The 14,526-nt window shown below is 69.9% G+C and carries 14 protein-coding genes; 5 read left to right on the top strand and 9 right to left on the bottom strand.

The window, feature by feature from the left end:
• Positions 1-254 precede the first annotated feature (254 nt).
• On the bottom strand, positions 255-485 hold the full coding sequence (locus ACTOQ2_RS05695) for a hypothetical protein (RefSeq protein ID WP_440098662.1): 231 nt from the start codon (positions 483-485) through the stop codon (positions 255-257).
• A 489-nt stretch (positions 486-974) separates the two neighbouring features.
• Between ACTOQ2_RS05695 and ACTOQ2_RS05700 the strand changes: the two genes are divergently transcribed.
• Positions 975-1,211, top strand: a complete 237-nt coding sequence (locus ACTOQ2_RS05700; RefSeq protein ID WP_440098664.1) for a hypothetical protein — start codon at positions 975-977, stop codon at positions 1,209-1,211.
• A complete protein-coding gene (locus ACTOQ2_RS05705; RefSeq protein WP_440098665.1) occupies positions 1,211-1,621 on the top strand; it encodes a type II toxin-antitoxin system VapC family toxin in 411 nt (136 codons plus the stop codon). Before ACTOQ2_RS05700 ends, ACTOQ2_RS05705 begins: the two co-directional genes overlap by 1 nt.
• A 94-nt stretch (positions 1,622-1,715) precedes the next feature.
• On the opposite strand, the gene ACTOQ2_RS05710 is transcribed toward ACTOQ2_RS05705, so the two are convergent.
• A complete protein-coding gene (locus ACTOQ2_RS05710; RefSeq protein ID WP_440098666.1) occupies positions 1,716-2,627 on the bottom strand; it encodes a coiled-coil domain-containing protein in 912 nt (303 codons plus the stop codon).
• Positions 2,628-3,142: 515 nt separating this feature from the next.
• Here ACTOQ2_RS05710 and ACTOQ2_RS05715 point away from each other — a divergent pair.
• Complete coding sequence (locus ACTOQ2_RS05715; RefSeq protein ID WP_440098667.1) at positions 3,143-4,576, top strand: aldehyde dehydrogenase; 1,434 nt, start codon at positions 3,143-3,145, stop codon at positions 4,574-4,576.
• A gap of 217 nt (positions 4,577-4,793) precedes the next feature.
• Here the strand turns inward: ACTOQ2_RS05715 and ACTOQ2_RS05720 are convergent, their stop codons facing one another.
• From ACTOQ2_RS05720 to ACTOQ2_RS05730, 3 genes are all read right to left on the bottom strand, one after another.
• Positions 4,794-6,104, bottom strand: a complete 1,311-nt coding sequence (locus tag ACTOQ2_RS05720; protein ID WP_440098668.1) for an acetate/propionate family kinase — start codon at positions 6,102-6,104, stop codon at positions 4,794-4,796.
• Positions 6,101-8,143: a phosphate acetyltransferase gene (gene pta, locus ACTOQ2_RS05725; RefSeq protein ID WP_440068997.1), complete on the bottom strand. Its 2,043-nt coding sequence runs from the start codon at positions 8,141-8,143 to the stop codon at positions 6,101-6,103. Before pta ends, ACTOQ2_RS05720 begins: the two co-directional genes overlap by 4 nt.
• 75 nt (positions 8,144-8,218) lie before the next feature.
• Positions 8,219-8,977 carry an alpha/beta hydrolase gene (locus ACTOQ2_RS05730; protein WP_440098669.1) on the bottom strand — a complete coding sequence of 253 codons (759 nt, stop codon included), beginning with the start codon at positions 8,975-8,977 and terminating at the stop codon, positions 8,219-8,221.
• A 260-nt stretch (positions 8,978-9,237) separates the two neighbouring features.
• On the opposite strand from ACTOQ2_RS05730, the gene typA reads away from it, so the two are divergent.
• Complete coding sequence (gene typA / locus ACTOQ2_RS05735; RefSeq protein ID WP_362693557.1) at positions 9,238-11,091, top strand: translational GTPase TypA; 1,854 nt, start codon at positions 9,238-9,240, stop codon at positions 11,089-11,091.
• Between the two features lie 111 nt (positions 11,092-11,202).
• Here typA and ACTOQ2_RS05740 read toward each other — a convergent pair whose 3' ends face one another.
• The gene (locus ACTOQ2_RS05740) at positions 11,203-11,394 is read right to left on the bottom strand and encodes a hypothetical protein (RefSeq protein WP_440098670.1); all 192 of its coding nucleotides are present in this window, start codon (positions 11,392-11,394) and stop codon (positions 11,203-11,205) included.
• A 120-nt stretch (positions 11,395-11,514) separates the two neighbouring features.
• Between ACTOQ2_RS05740 and ACTOQ2_RS05745 the strand changes: the two genes are divergently transcribed.
• Positions 11,515-12,153 (top strand): superoxide dismutase family protein, encoded by a 639-nt coding sequence (locus tag ACTOQ2_RS05745; RefSeq protein ID WP_440098671.1) that lies wholly within the window; start codon positions 11,515-11,517, stop codon positions 12,151-12,153.
• Between the two features lie 74 nt (positions 12,154-12,227).
• Here the strand turns inward: ACTOQ2_RS05745 and ACTOQ2_RS05750 are convergent, their stop codons facing one another.
• The 3 genes from ACTOQ2_RS05750 to ACTOQ2_RS05760 form a co-directional block, all read right to left on the bottom strand.
• Positions 12,228-12,680, bottom strand: a complete 453-nt coding sequence (locus ACTOQ2_RS05750) for a hypothetical protein (protein WP_440098672.1) — start codon at positions 12,678-12,680, stop codon at positions 12,228-12,230.
• Positions 12,677-13,198, bottom strand: coding sequence for an RNA polymerase sigma factor (locus ACTOQ2_RS05755; protein WP_440098673.1), 522 nt, complete (start codon positions 13,196-13,198; stop codon positions 12,677-12,679). The genes ACTOQ2_RS05750 and ACTOQ2_RS05755 overlap by 4 nt, the downstream gene beginning before the upstream one ends.
• A gap of 154 nt (positions 13,199-13,352) precedes the next feature.
• A complete protein-coding gene (locus ACTOQ2_RS05760; RefSeq protein ID WP_440098674.1) occupies positions 13,353-14,252 on the bottom strand; it encodes a polysaccharide deacetylase family protein in 900 nt (299 codons plus the stop codon).
• Between the last annotated feature and the right edge of the window lie 274 nt (positions 14,253-14,526).

Genomic DNA, 14,526 nt, shown 5'->3' on the forward strand with positions numbered 1-14,526 from the left:
GCTGCCGTACGGCATTCCTCATTCCTCGTGAGATGCGGCGTGGCCTGTCGCCGAATCGGCGTCGAGCGATTCCCTCAAGATCGACTCTGAGTCAAGATGATCCAATCACCGGGACCCGGGAGGCGCATGATCGTGTTCACGTGTGCGGGCTGTGACGCCTCGCTGACCTTACCCGTGTCGCAGGTCGCGCTCCCCGCCCACGCCCATCAGAAGCACGGCTACGAACTGCTTCTCGTACTCATGGAGCGTGGGACCTACGCGGTGAACCCGGAACCCTTCGGACCGTCGTGGCAGCGGTGGGAGGAGATCGGCGTGGAGGAGGCAGAGGCCCGCGGTGTGTACGCGCCGGGCTTCGCCCTGTCGTACGGGCCGCCGGGAGCGGTCGCGGACATCGCCTTGGTTCCGCGGTACCCGCAGACCGGGGAGACATGGCCGTCCGGCACGGAGGCGGCGGTGCCGCTGGCCGCCGACGTGTGGATGTACATGGCCTTCAGCGGCAATCGGCGGCTTCGCCACACGTCGGGCGAGCTACCCGACGGCGTCTACGGCGATGACCCTCCACCGCCGTTCGGCCCGTTCCGGCTCGACCGGGAGGTGTTCCTCCACGCGCTGGCACGACTGCCGGAGGTCCGTCCAGCCCTGTTGCCGACATCCGCGTCAGTAAGATTCCTCGTGTCGGCAGCGTCCAGCGCCGGAAGACGGCCTCTCCGATCCACGGCCACGCGAAATCGAGGAGTTCGGTGCCGAGCCCTTCCTGTACGCCCTGCTGCGCATTCTGAAGGGCGAGTGCGGGGGAAGCCCTTACGGCTACCAGTCCCTCGGCCACGAGCCGAATCGAACCGCCCCGACTTTTCCGGAGCGATTCAGCCACTTTCCTCCAACGGCCCGGTCACAAGCCCAGCAGCCACGAGGCAACGGTCTCGAAAAGCCCCTCCGACCACTGATGATCTCTATGTCGGCGTAAACTCGCCGGTATGAGTGCGGCACCCGAGGAGTACGACGACCTGCACCGCCTGGTTGACCGCTTGACGCTGGGCCAGGTCCGCGCTTTGCGTGCCGTCGCTCTGCAACTCGTCGAGAACGAACCCGCCCCCGTCGCCGAAGCACAGGGTCAACGGCGTCGATTGTCGTTCGCCGGAATCATCACCGACGAGCCGGACAGCGCTCAACGCTCGGAGGAGATCCTTCGTGACAGGTTCCGGACCGGCTAGTGCTCATCTGTGACACCGGCCCCCTGTACGCGGCGATGAACCGGAAAGACCAGGATCACGACCGCTGCCTTGATCTCCTAGAAACCCATCCGGGCCCGCTGGTCCTGCCTGGACCGGTGCTGGCGGAAGTCTGCTGGCTGCTGGAGTCACGAGTAGGGCCGGCCGCGGAGGCCGACTTCCTTCAGTCCATCGTGGACGGCGAGTTGGTCATGGAGCCACTGACCACCGTTGACATCGCCAGGGTGAAAGTCCTGGTCGTGAAATACGCGAATTTCCCTCTGGGGGCGGTGGACGCCGCCGTGATCGCAGTCGCGGAAAGACTGGGCGTCCAAGAGATCGCCACCATCGACCACCGTCACTTCGGAGCGGTGCGGAACGTGCGAGGCGGGCACTTCACACTGCTGCCGTAAGCCAGCGCAGGATTCATGACGCGCACCTCACCGACCATGGGGCCACATTCGCGGTCTCACCGACGGCTCGACGGTGTCGGTGAGACCGATCACGTCAGAACATCGAGATGTGGACGTGGTCGATGTGGTTGGCGGTGTTGCCGCCTCGGTTGGACATCATCTTCCATCCGGCGCCGGTGCGGACGTCGTAGTACTTCTGCTGCCAGATGATGTACATGACCCCGAGGCGGTTGCCGTTGTCGATGGCCCACTGGGCGAGACGGTTGCCGCGGTCCAGGGCGTCCTCCGCGGGGACGCTGCCGCCGGAGCTCAGCATGAAGTCGCAGGCCCGGCCGCTGCCGTGGTCGCCGGGGTCGCCGGGGCGCAGGCAGCCGTAGCCGTACGGCATGGGGAAGTTCTGCAGCACGAGGTTGCGCATGGTGATCGTGCGGGGGGTCAGGCCGCCGCTGCCCGAGGGGGTCTGGAAGCCGTACTTGGCCAGGAGCTTCTCGATCCTGACCCGCTGCCGCTTGAGGTCGGCGATGTCCTTCTTGAGTTTGACGATCTTCGTGTCGGCGGACCTCTCCGCGGCCTTGGCCTTCTTGATGAGGTCCTTGACCCGGTTGAGCTGGGTGGCGCGACGGCTGGCCAGGTAGGACATGGTCGCGGCCTGGCCGAGGGCCAGGTTGGCGTCGCCCTGGAAGCTCAGCAGGTTGCCGTCGTCGAGGGCGCCGCCCATGTAGGCGGTCTGGGCGAAGCGCACGACGTCGGTCTCGGCGTTGGCCAGGGCGCGCCTGAGGCTCTTGGCGTTGGAGGTGGCCTTGCTGGCCTGGACCCGGGTCTCCTCCAGGCTCTGCACCTGGCCGCGGTAACTCTTGTTGATCGCGGCGGCCTCTTGGGTCAGCTTCTTGAGCTCGGCCTCGGGACTGGGTTTGACGGCCCGCAGGGGGGCGGCTCCGGCGACGGCGGGCGACAGGAGTAGCACGGTGAGTGCGGCAGCCAATGCGGCTGCGCGAGTCGGCCTCACGCTTCGCTCACCTCCGGAGCCCCCTCATGGACGGAGCGAAACTATAGAAGACGATCTTGAAGCTCGCCACCGGAACGAAGGAACTCGCGCACCATTGGTGAACTATCAACCCCTTTAGGGTGATTTAACCAACTACTGCGAGACATGTCACTCCTGTCACTCCGGAGAATCCTCGCACAGAACGCACCACTCCACTCGCGGGCCGAAGACATCTGGGGCTCACGGCACGAGGGCGTCTCAGCTCAAGGCGCGAAGACGTCTCAGCCCAAGGCGCGAAGGCATCTCACCTCAAGACGTGAAGACGTCTCAGCCCACGACACGGGGGTATCTCCGTCCAAGGCGCGAAGACGTCTCGGATCGGGACACGAAGACGCCGGCCACCCTTGTCATCAGCGACAGAACATGATTCGGTCTCAAACAGCGGTGGGGCGCGTGGCGCCCTTCCCCGCGAATGAAAGCGGATGAAACCGTCCGAGAATCGCGACTCTGGCCCGCCCACCAGGAGGCAACACATCATGCGCCAGCACGACACGCTCTTCATCGGAGGCGACTGGGTGGCCCCCGCCGGGACCGGCATCATCGACGTCGTCTCCCCCCATACCGAGGAGGTCGTCGGCCGGGTTCCCGACGGCACCCCCGCCGACATGGACCGGGCGGTGGCAGCCGCCCGCCAGGCGTTCGACCACGGCCCGTGGCCCCGTATGACGATGGCCGAGCGCGCGGCCGTCGTCGGCAGGCTCGCCGAGCTCTACGCGGCCCGCCAGGGCGAGATGGCCGAGCTCATCACCCTGGAGATGGGCTCTCCGATCACCTTCTCCCAGTTGGCGCAGGCCCCGCAGCCGCTCGGCATGCTCCAGTACTACGCCGAACTGGGCAAGACCTTCCCCGTCGAGGAGGAGCGCCCCGGCACCTTCGGCACCGTGACCGTCCGCCGCGAGCCGGTGGGCGTGGTCGCCGCCGTGGTCCCGTGGAACGTCCCGCAGTTCGTCATCATGATCAAGCTGGCCCCCGCCCTCGTCGCGGGGTGCACGGTCGTGGTCAAGCCCGCGCCCGAGACCCCGCTCGACTCCTACCTGCTGGCCGAGATGGTCAAGGAGGCGGGCATCCCCGACGGCGTCGTCAACATCGTCGCCGCCGGGCGCGAGACGAGCGAGTACCTGATCTCCCACCCGGACGTGGACAAGGTCGCCTTCACCGGTTCCACCGCCGCCGGGCGGCGCATCGCGGCGATCTGCGGCGAGCAGCTCAAGCGGTGCACCCTGGAGCTGGGCGGCAAGTCCGCGGCGATCATCCTGGACGACTGCGACCTGCCCTCCGCGATGGGCTTCCTGTCGATCGCCTCGCTGATGAACAACGGCCAGGCCTGCGTCGCCCAGACCCGCATCCTGGCCTCGCGCAACCGCTACGACGAGGTCGTGGACGCGGTCTCGGCGATGGTACGGGGCATGCAGGTCGGCGACCCGTCCGACCCGGCGACCGGCATCGGCCCGATGGTCGCCAAGCGGCAGCAGGAGCGGGTCGAGGGCTACATCAGGATCGGTATCGACGAGGGCGCCAAGCCTGTCGTCGGCGGCCTGGAGCGCCCCCACGACCGCGGCTGGTACGTGGCCCCGACCGTCTTCGCGGGAGCCACCAACGAGATGCGCATCGCCCGTGAGGAGATCTTCGGGCCGGTCCTGGCGGTGATCCCGTACGAGGACGAGAAGGACGCGATCCGGATCGCCAACGACAGCGACTACGGCCTGGCCGGGACGGTGTGGACCGCCGACACCGAGCACGGCATGGACGTCGCCCGCCAGGTGCGCGCCGGCACCTACGGCGTCAACCTCTTCATGATCGAGAACAGCTCGCCCTTCGGCGGTTTCAAGGGCAGCGGCCTCGGCCGCGAGCTGGGCCCGGAGGGACTGTCGTCCTACCTGGAGTACAAGTCGATCGCCCGCCTGGGCTGAGGCGCCCCGCGAGCGGGTCGAGCTTCAGGTGTGCCTGTACGGCTCGTGACGAGCCGTACAGGCACACCGCCGGACGGACCGCCCAGCGCACCCCCGCGACGCTGGGCGACCGTCCGACCACAAGAAGTATGTCCCACGGCGGTCGCCGAGCGATGATTCGGGTCCCGTGGACTTCTCCCGGCGGATCTCATTCATCCGCTGTCGTGGTAGACGTCTTTTATCCGCGATTGGTTCGGGAAACGACGGAAAGAGTTTGCCGGGCGATCTCGAACTCCTCGTCCGTCGGAATCACCGCGATCCTCACGGCCCCGCCGTCGGCGGAGATCAGCGTGTCGCCCCGCGCGTTGCGTACCGGGTCCACGGTGATGCCGAGCGCCCCGAGACCGGCCAGCGTCCTCTCCCTGACCAGGGCGGAGTTCTCCCCGACGCCGCCGGTGAAGGCGATGACGTCGACCGTGCCGAGGACGGCGTAGTAGGCGCCGACGTACTTGCGGAGCCGGTGGCAGTAGACCGACATGGCCAGCTCGGCGTCCGGGTCGCCCCCGGCCAGCCGTTCCGTCACCGTGCGCATGTCGTTGTCGCCGCAGAGACCGAGCATGCCGCTGCGGCGGTTGAGCAGCGCGTCGATCTCGTCGAGGGACATGCCTCCCGTACGCGCCAGGTAGAGGACCACCGCCGGGTCCAGGTCGCCGCTGCGGGTCCCCATGACGAGGCCCTCCAGCGGGGTCATGCCCATGGACGTGTCCACGCACCGCCCGGCGGACACCGCCGAGGCGCTGGCCCCGTTGCCGAGGTGCAGGACGATCACGTTGGCCTCGGGCCCGCCCGCGAGGAGGGCGGCCTCGCGGGAGACGTACGCGTGTGAGGTGCCGTGGAAGCCGTAGCGCCGCACCCCCAGCCGGGCGGCCACCTCGCGGTCGATCGCGTACGTCGAGGCGGCCGGGGGGATCGTGGCGTGGAAGGCGGTGTCGAAGACGGCGACCTGCGGCAGGTCGGGGCGGAGCCTCCGGGCGACCTCGATGCCCGCCAGGTTGGCGGGATTGTGCAGGGGCGCGAGCGGGACGAGCGCCTCGATCCCCCTGACCACCTCGTCGGTGATCAGCGTGGGCCGGGTGAAAGCGGTGCCTCCGTGCACCACCCGGTGCCCGATCGCGGTGAGCTCGGGGGAGTCGAGCCCCAGGCCGTCGGCGGCCAGCCGGGCCGCGACGGTCTCCAGTGCCGCCCGGTGGTCGGGCACCGGGGAGCCGGGCTCGCCGATGCGCTCCACCGTTCCCGAGGCCAGCCGCTCGGCGCCGGACAGGAGCCGGTACTTCAGCGAGGAGGACCCGGAGTTGAGAACGAGCACCCGTCCGGGAAGGCCCTCCCTGCCCGGCTCCCCGTCCCGGTTCGGGCCGATCGAGCCGTTCGGATCGTCCGGGCCGTTCGAGCCCTCCCGGCCCGAGCCGGGGCGGTGCCCCGAGTCGCCCTCCCCGCTCTCGTCGCCACTCCGTCCGGAGGCTCCGGCCGTCCGCGCGCCTCGCTCGCTCAAGGGGTGACCTCCTGCGCCTGTACGGCGGTGATGGCGACGGTACTCACGATGTCGGTGACCAGGGCTCCGCGCGACAGGTCGTTGACCGGCCTGCGCAGCCCCTGCAGGACCGGCCCGACCGCGACGGCACCGGCCGAGCGCTGCACGGCCTTGTAGGTGTTGTTGCCGGTGTTCAGGTCGGGGAAGATCAGCACGGTCGCCCGGCCGGCGACCTGTGACCCGGGCAGCTTGGCGGCCGCGACCCTGGCGTCCACCGCCGCGTCGTACTGGATGGGTCCCTCGACCAGCAGGTCGGGCGCCCGCTCGGCGACCAGGGCGGTGGCGGCGCGGACCTTGTCGACGTCGGCGCCGGTGCCCGACTCGCCGGTGGAGTAGGACAGCATCGCGATCCTCGGTTCGACGCCGAACCGCTTCGCCGTACGGGCCGAGGAGATCGCGATGTCGGCGAGCATCTCGGCGTCGGGGTCGGGGTTGATCGCGCAGTCTCCGTAGACGAGGACCCGGTCGGCCAGGCACATGAAGAACACCGAGGAGACGATCGAGGTGTCGGGAACCGTCTTGATGATCTGGAAGGCCGGCAGGATCGTGGCGGCCGTGGTGTGCGCGGCCCCGGAGACCATGCCGTGCACCAGGCCCCGGTGCAGCATCATCGTGCCGAAGAAGTTGACGTCGGAGACCACGTCCAGGGCCGATTCGAAGGTCATCCCCTTGTGCGCCCTCAGCTTGGCGTACTCCTCGGCGAACGACTCCCGCAGCGGCGAGGTGAGCGGGTCGGCGACGGTCGCGCCCGACAGGTCGAGGCCGAGGTCGCCGATCCGCCGCCGCACCACGTCCTCCCTGCCGAGGAGGGTGATGTCGACGATGCCGCGCCGCAGGAGGATGTCGGCCGCCCGCAGGATACGGTCCTCCTCGCCCTCCGGCAGCACGATGTGCCGCCGGTCGGCCCGCGCCCGCTCCAGCAGGGTGTGCTCGAACATCATCGGGGTGACCCGCCCGGAGCGGGTCAGCTCGATCCTGTCGGCCAGACCGGCCGCGTCTACGTGCGCCTGGAAGTGGCCGAGGGCCGTCTCGATCTTGCGCGGGTTGTCGACGGTGAGCCTTCCCTCCAGCCCGGCCAGGGTGGTCGCCACGGTGAAGCTGTCCGCCTCGGCCGCGAGCACCGGCACGCCGGGCGCCAGACGGGCTGTGAGCTCCCGTACGGCCTCGCTGGGCCTCTCCCCCACCGTGAGGACGACCCCGGCCGGTCTCGCCGTACCGGCCGCCTCGACGGCCAGCGAGACCAGCAGCAGGTCCGCGCGGTCACCCGGTGTGATCACGAGCGCGCCGTCGACGAGGTGCTCCAGGAACACCGGGAGCGTGGCGCCGCCGAACACGAACCCGAGCACGTCGCGCAGCAGGCCGTCCTCGCCCTGGATCAGCTCGGCGTCCACCGCCCGCATGACCTGCCCGACGGTCGGCGCCGACAGCGACGGGTGCTCGGGCACGGCGTAGCAGGGCACCGGCAGGTCGCACTCGATGACCGTGCCCTCGGGCACCCGGTTGGCGATCACCGCGAGCACCGTGCAGCCCAGGTCGGAGAAGACCTGGTGGCCGGTGCGCATCTCCGTCGCGATCTCCTCGGCGTCGTCGCCGTGCGCGCCCACCACCACGATCACCGGGGCGCCGAACTCGGCGGCCAGGCGGGCGTTGAAGGCCAGCTCACGCGGCAGGTCGTCGGTGTCGAAGGAACTGCCGAGCACCAGCAGGGCGTCGCACTCGCGCTCCAGCGTGTGGAAGCGGGCGACCAGGCGGCCGATGAGCTCCTCGGCGCCCCGCTCGGCGTAGATCTCCGCGGCGTCCTCGGCGGTCACCCCGGTCGCCGCGGCCGCGGGGCGGTATCTGGCCTTGAGCAGTTCCAGGACCCGGTCCTCGCCGCCGCCGGTGATCGGCCGGAAGACCCCCGTACGATCGGCCCGCCCGGTCAGCAGCTCCATCAAGCCGAGCTCGACGATCTGCCTGCCGTCTCCCCGGCCAAGACCCGCAACGTAGATGCTCCGCATGTGTCCCTTTCCTCGCCGCTGCCCGTCGCCGTCACATCGGCATCGCCATCAGGTCAATCTTCACGAGGCATACGGTCAATCTTCCCGAGGATAGACATCTTCCGGGGGACCGGAACGGGCCGCGGCCCATCTCCCGATGCGACGGACCAGATCCGGGGTGGCCGCCGACTCCGCGTGGCCGAAGCCGGACTCGATCCACAGTTCCTTCGGCTCGTTCGCGGCCTCGTAGATCTGGTACGCGTGCTCGAGGGGGAAGAACCGGTCGGCGTCGCCGTGCACGACCAGGAGCGGCACCGGCGAGATCTTCGCGGCCGCCTCGTACGGCGCCAGCGGCAGCGGGTCCCACACGCCCTTCATGATCCGGGTGCGCTTGCCCAGCCGCGCGGCCAGCCGCCCCATCGGCCTCTCGATCGCCCAGTGCACCTGGCGCATCGGCCTGGTCCCCCGGTAGTACCAGCGCGCGGGGGCGCTCACCGACACCACCGCGTCCGGACCGCCCAGCACCCCCGCGTGCCGCACGGCCACCGCCCCGCCCATGGAGAACCCGACGGTCACGACCCTCCGGTAGCCGATCGTCCGCGCGTGCCGTACCGCCGCGTCCACGTCGAGGATCTCCAGGTCTCCCACGGTCGACCGGCCTCCCGAGCGGCCGTGTCCCCTGAAGTCGAACGCCACCACCCCGCCGAACCCGCTGAGCACGTGGGCGATGCGGCGCGTGGCGCGTTCCCTGAGCGATCCGGTGAAACCGTGGGCCAGGACGATCCCGAGGTCGTCGGCGCCGCGCGAGGGGGTGTGGGCGGCGTCTATCCGCAGGTTGTCCCGAGTTTTCAGCATTACGGGAAACGACGGTGCGAGAGGCATGGATCCGAGCTTAGGGAGTGCCGGGGACCCGGCCGCACCCCGCCCGCCGCCCCCGCGCGGCCCGGTCCGCCGTACACGCCACGGGCCCCCGCAGGGGGGTCGCGAAGGTGTCCGGAGGGTGAATTGGCGCACTTCATCTGCCGGAGGCGTGAGAGCGATTGTCCGGATCAACTAAAATGGGAAGGCCGCACAGTCCGCGGCCAGCCTCCACGATCACAGAGTGAGACTCCATCATGCCTTTGAACAGCCGCGACGACCTGCGGAACATCGCGATCATCGCGCACGTCGACCACGGCAAGACCACTCTCGTGGATGCCATGCTCTGGCAGTCGGGCGCCTTCCGCGTCAACCAGGACGTGGACGACCGTGTCATGGACTCCAACGACCTCGAACGCGAGAAGGGGATCACCATTCTCGCGAAGAACACCGCCGTCAAGCACGGCGGCATGACGCTCAACATCATCGACACCCCCGGCCACGCCGACTTCGGCGGTGAGGTCGAGCGGGGCCTGTCCATGGTCGACGGGGTCGTGCTGCTGGTCGACGCCTCCGAGGGGCCGCTGCCGCAGACCCGGTTCGTGCTGCGCAAGGCGTTCGCCGCGAAGATGCCGGTCATCCTGTGCATCAACAAGGTCGACCGCCCCGACGCCCGGATCAAGGAGGTCGTGGACGAGGTCTACGAGCTCTTCATCGACCTGGACGCCACCGAGGAGCAGATCGACTTCCCGATCGTCTACGCCTCGGCCAAGGCCGGACGCGCCTCGCTCAACCGTCCCGAGGACGCCGGGATGCCGGACTCCGAGGACCTGGAGCCGCTGTTCGAGGTCATCAAGAACACGATCCCGGCCCCGGTGTACGACCCGACGGCCCCGCTGCAGGCGCACGTCACCAACCTGGACGCCTCGTCCTACCTGGGCCGGATCGCGCTCTGCCGCGTCCACCAGGGCACCATCAAGAAGGGCCAGCAGGTCGCCTGGTGCCGCACCGACGGCAGCATCCAGCGGGTGAAGATCACCGAGCTGCTGATGACCGACGCGCTGGAGCGCAAGCCCGCCGAGGAGGCGGGGCCCGGCGACATCATCGCGATCGCCGGCATCCCGGACATCATGATCGGCGAGACCCTCGCCGACCCCGAGGACCCGCGCCCGCTGCCCCTCATCACGGTCGACGAGCCCGCGATCTCCATGACCGTCGGCACCAACACCTCGCCGCTGGTCGGCAGGGTCAAGGGCTCCAAGGTCACCGCCCGCATGGTCAAGGACCGGCTCGACAAGGAGCTCGTCGGCAACGTGTCGCTGCGCGTCCTGCCGACCGACCGTCCCGACGCGTGGGAGGTGCAGGGCCGTGGCGAGCTGGCGCTGGCCATCCTGGTCGAGCAGATGCGCCGCGAGGGCTACGAGCTGACCGTCGGCAAGCCGCAGGTCGTCACCAAGGTCATCGACGGCAAGGTGCACGAGCCGGTCGAGCGGGTGACCATCGACTGCCCCGAGGAGTACCTGGGGGCGATCACCCAGCTGCTCGCCGTCCGCAAGGGCCGCATGGAGCACATGACCAACCACGGCACCGGCTGGATCCGCATGGAGTTCGTGGTCCCGGCCCGCGGCCTGATCGGCTTCCGGACCGAGTTCCTGACCGAGACCCGCGGCACCGGCATCGTGAACCACGTGTTCGAGGACTACGAGCCGTGGTTCGGCGAGCTGCGCACCCGCAACAACGGCTCGCTGGTCGCCGACCGGCCGGGCCCGGTGACCCCGTTCGCCATGCTGAACCTGCAGGAGCGCGGCGTCCTGTTCGTCCAGCCGACCACCGAGGTCTACGAGGGCATGATCGTTGGTGAGAACTCGCGCTCCGACGACATGGACGTGAACATCACCAAGGAGAAGAAGCTCACCAACATGCGCTCCTCGACGAGCGACACGACGGAGACGCTGATCCCGCCGCGCCAGCTCTCGCTGGAGCAGGCGCTGGAGTTCATCCGCGAGGACGAGTGCGTGGAGATCACGCCGGAGAACGTGCGCATCCGCAAGGTCGTCCTCGACGCCTCGACCCGCGCCCGGACCACCGCCCGCGCCAAGCGGACCAACTGACGCCCGCAGCACCGCTCCACCCGTCCCGCCGGGCACACCCGGCGGGACGGTCTCGTTTCGTACGACCTCTTCGTCCGGCTCGTTCCGTACGGTCTCTGCTTCCGGCTCGTTTCATACGGTCTCTTCGTCCGGCTCGTCCGGCTCGTCCGGCTCGTCCGGCTCGTCCGGCTCGTCCGGTCCGGCCTCGCGCGAGACGACCTCTTCCGGCACGCCTTCGTACGGCACGGTTTCGTACGGCACGGTTTCGTCCGGCCCGGTCTCTTCGCCAGGCCCGGCCTCGCGCCGGGCGGCCTCGCACGGCACGGTTTTGCCCGGTGGGACGGCGTGGTGCCCCCGGTACCCGCCTCCACCTGGGGTAGGAACCCTGTACTGGCCGCTCCCCGTCACCACGGGGAGCCCAGGACTCGTACGGGGGGATCTCTCATGCTTCACAGAACCTGTCTCGCCCTGGCCGTCTCGCTCGGGACGGTGACGGCCGGAGCCGGCACCGTCCCGGCCGCCCAGGCGATATCGCAGATATCAGGGATTTCGGGGATTTCAGGGACGTCGTCGCCGGCGCCCCAGGCGTCGGCCGAGGCCGTCATCAAGGACACGGCCGGAAGGAACATCGGCTCCCTGCGCATCGACCAGCAGCCCGACGACAAGTCCAGGCTCGCGGTCGCCGTCCGCGGCCTGCGCCCCGGCTACCACGGCTTCCACGTCCACATGAAGGGCGTCTGCGACCCCAGGGCGATCGACCCGGTCACCCGCAGCCCCTTCGCCAGCGCGGGCGCGCACTTCACCATCCCGCCGGTCAAGCACACCGGGCACTCCGGCGACCTGCCCAACCTCCTCGTCGCCGCCGACGGCACCGGCGAGACGACCGTCGTGACCGACCGCTTCCAGGTGGGGCAGCTCTTCGACGCCGACGGCAGTTCCATCGTCGTCCACGCCCTGCCGGACAACCACTCCAACATCCCCGACCGCTACCGCCACCCCGGCGGCACCGGCCCGGACGCGGAGACCCTCAAGGCCGGAGACTCCGGCGGGCGCGTCGCCTGCGGTGTGATCACCAGGAAGTAGGGGGCTCCGGTCCCCTCAGGGAGCGGCCGGGCGGGACTCCCCTCGTCCCGCCTCCAGCCGCCTCCCAACCACTCTCAGCCGCCGAGTTCACGCTTGCGCCGCAGCAGGGCGGCGCGGTCGGCACGGGCCCTGAGCAGGACGGCCACCGCGAGCACGGCCAGCGTCACGGCGACGACCACCCCCGCCGCACCCGCCCAGGTGCCCCTCGCGACCGCGACCGCGGCCGTCCCCGCCGTCAGCAGGCCCGTCGCGGCCACCGCCAGCCAGGCGGCGATCACCCGGTCGAGAGCGAACAGCGGCGTCCTCCGGGTCAGCGCCCAGGTCCCGTAACCGGCCCAGGTCAGGCCGAGCGCGACCAGCGCGCCGAAGGCCAGGTGCGTACGGCCCGGCAGGGCGGGCTCGGTGGCCCACAGCAGGCCGGTGAACAGCGCCCCGCCCAGGCCGCCGAGCAGTGCCACGACGTTGCCGATCCGGCGGCGCAGCGACAGCGTGCCCGACAGCCTGTCGATCATGTCATCGGGGTTCATGCCTGGTATCCCCTCTCCGTGAGCTGGTCGCGCAGCATGCGCCGCGCGCGGGACAGACGCGACTTGACCGTGCCGGCGGGGACGGCGCAGATCTGCGCGCAGTCCTCCAGGGAGAGGTCCTGCAGGTAGAACAGCACGAGGACCTCCCGTTCCCTGACCGGCAGCGCCGACAGGCCCGCGAGCAGGCCGGCGCGGTCCACGAGGGTGTCGGCGGGGTCGGCGGACACCCGTTCCTCCTCCGCCGGGACCTCGGGCCTGGCGTACTCCTCGCGGAGCCGGTCGGCCACCGCGCGCCTGGCGATCGTGAACAGCCAGGGCGCGAACCTGCCCGGCTCCTTCAGGCGCGGCAGCCCGCGCACCACGGCCACCCAGACCTCCTGGGTCACGTCGTCGGCCCGCGAGGGCCCCAGCATGCGCCGCACATAGTTCCACACCGGATCGTGCCAGGTCCTCACCAGCTCGGCGAACGCCTCGCGCTCACCGAGCCGACACCGGACCACCAGCAGTTCGTCAGTCACCCTGTCCTCCTCGCCCAGGACAGTCGGGAAACGGGCCCGGCAGGTTCACGCCTCTTCCGCCGGTCCTCCGAGCGGGCCCCACCGGCCCCTCAGCCGGGTTCTCCGCCAGGTCCTCCGGCCAGGCGCGGGAACGGGAGCGGGCCCTGCGCGTCCGTCAAGGGCCGCCGTAGTACTTCCTCCCCGGCGCGGGACGCCCACCGTACAGCTCGGACAGCGTCACGAACCGGTAGCCCCTGGCGGCGAACTCGTCCAGCAGCCGGGGAACGGCCTGGACCGTGGAACGGTGGATGTCGTGCATCAGCACGATGGAACCCGGCCCGGCCTCGGTCGCGCGCCGGGCGACGATCGAGGGGTCCTGGTCACGCCAGTCGAGCGTGTCGACGTTCCACAGGATCTGGGCGAGCCCCAGCTGGCGGCTCTCGGCGGCGACCCTGGAGTCGGTCAGCCCGTACGGCGGGCGCATGAGGATCATCGTGACCCCGGTCGCCCGCTTGACGAGCCACTGGGTACGGCCCAGTTCCTCCCTGATCGCGGACTGTGACAGCAGGGGCAGCTGCGGGTGGTCCCAGGTGTGGTTGCCCAGCTCGTGCCCCTCGGCCACCATCCTGCGAAGGGTGCTCTCTCCGTCCCCGAAGGCCATGCGCCCGACGACGAAGAAGGTCGCCCTGGCCCCGTACCCGGCGAGGATGTCGAGCAACGGCTCGGTGTAGGCCCCCGGCCCGTCGTCGAAGGTCAGCGCCACGCACCTGATCCGCTCGCAGTCGATCCGGCGCGCCCGGGGGGAGACGGGAAGGTCGTCCCGCGCCCAGTGCGACCGTATCGCGCCGGGTCCGAGCCCGGGGGAGACGGCAGGGGCGGGGGCGGGCCGCGCGAGGACGGCGGGCGTCACGGTCGCCGGTTCCACCGATCCCACCAGGGCGATCGGGGAGGTGCAGCCCCAGATCGCGAACAGCGACGCCACCGGCACGACCCACACCCGCCACACCCGCATGCTTCCCCCCGAAAGCGCCGCGGGGGCGGCGAGCGGCCCGGCCGGGTCCCCCCGCAAGATCATGACCGGGTATTCCACCAGGATGGGACATCAACGGCCGATTGCCCGTACCGACGCGCCACTTCACGCCACATCCGGCGAGATGCGCGCCCTGGTGGCCATGTCTCATCCGATGCGGCCAGTTAAAGCCTTAAAGCTCCCAAGGCAGGCAGGCGATCAGTGGCGCCCCTCGAAGACGGGGAGTCGGTGGTGTCTCTCTAAGCTTGTTGTTTAACCTCGGATTTGTACATCTGCTGCGATAGGCCATGCCAGGCGATATACCGGGCTGTGACGCCTC

Source organism: Streptosporangium sp. H16 (genome assembly GCF_051918855.1).
GTDB lineage: Bacteria > Actinomycetota > Actinomycetes > Streptosporangiales > Streptosporangiaceae > Streptosporangium.

What these genes read in the sequence shown, in the direction of transcription:
- ACTOQ2_RS05695 (WP_440098662.1), bottom strand. Translation starts at nt 485, where the DNA reads ATGTACATCCACACGTCGGCGGCCAGCGGCACCGCCGCCTCCGTGCCG.
- ACTOQ2_RS05700 (WP_440098664.1), top strand. Translation starts at nt 975, where the DNA reads ATGAGTGCGGCACCCGAGGAGTACGACGACCTGCACCGCCTGGTTGAC.
- ACTOQ2_RS05715 (WP_440098667.1), top strand. Translation starts at nt 3,143, where the DNA reads ATGCGCCAGCACGACACGCTCTTCATCGGAGGCGACTGGGTGGCCCCC.
- pta (WP_440068997.1), bottom strand. Translation starts at nt 8,143, where the DNA reads ATGCGGAGCATCTACGTTGCGGGTCTTGGCCGGGGAGACGGCAGGCAG.
- ACTOQ2_RS05730 (WP_440098669.1), bottom strand. Translation starts at nt 8,977, where the DNA reads ATGCTGAAAACTCGGGACAACCTGCGGATAGACGCCGCCCACACCCCC.
- typA (WP_362693557.1), top strand. Translation starts at nt 9,238, where the DNA reads ATGCCTTTGAACAGCCGCGACGACCTGCGGAACATCGCGATCATCGCG.
- ACTOQ2_RS05745 (WP_440098671.1), top strand. Translation starts at nt 11,515, where the DNA reads ATGCTTCACAGAACCTGTCTCGCCCTGGCCGTCTCGCTCGGGACGGTG.
- ACTOQ2_RS05750 (WP_440098672.1), bottom strand. Translation starts at nt 12,680, where the DNA reads ATGAACCCCGATGACATGATCGACAGGCTGTCGGGCACGCTGTCGCTG.
- ACTOQ2_RS05760 (WP_440098674.1), bottom strand. Translation starts at nt 14,252, where the DNA reads ATGATCTTGCGGGGGGACCCGGCCGGGCCGCTCGCCGCCCCCGCGGCG.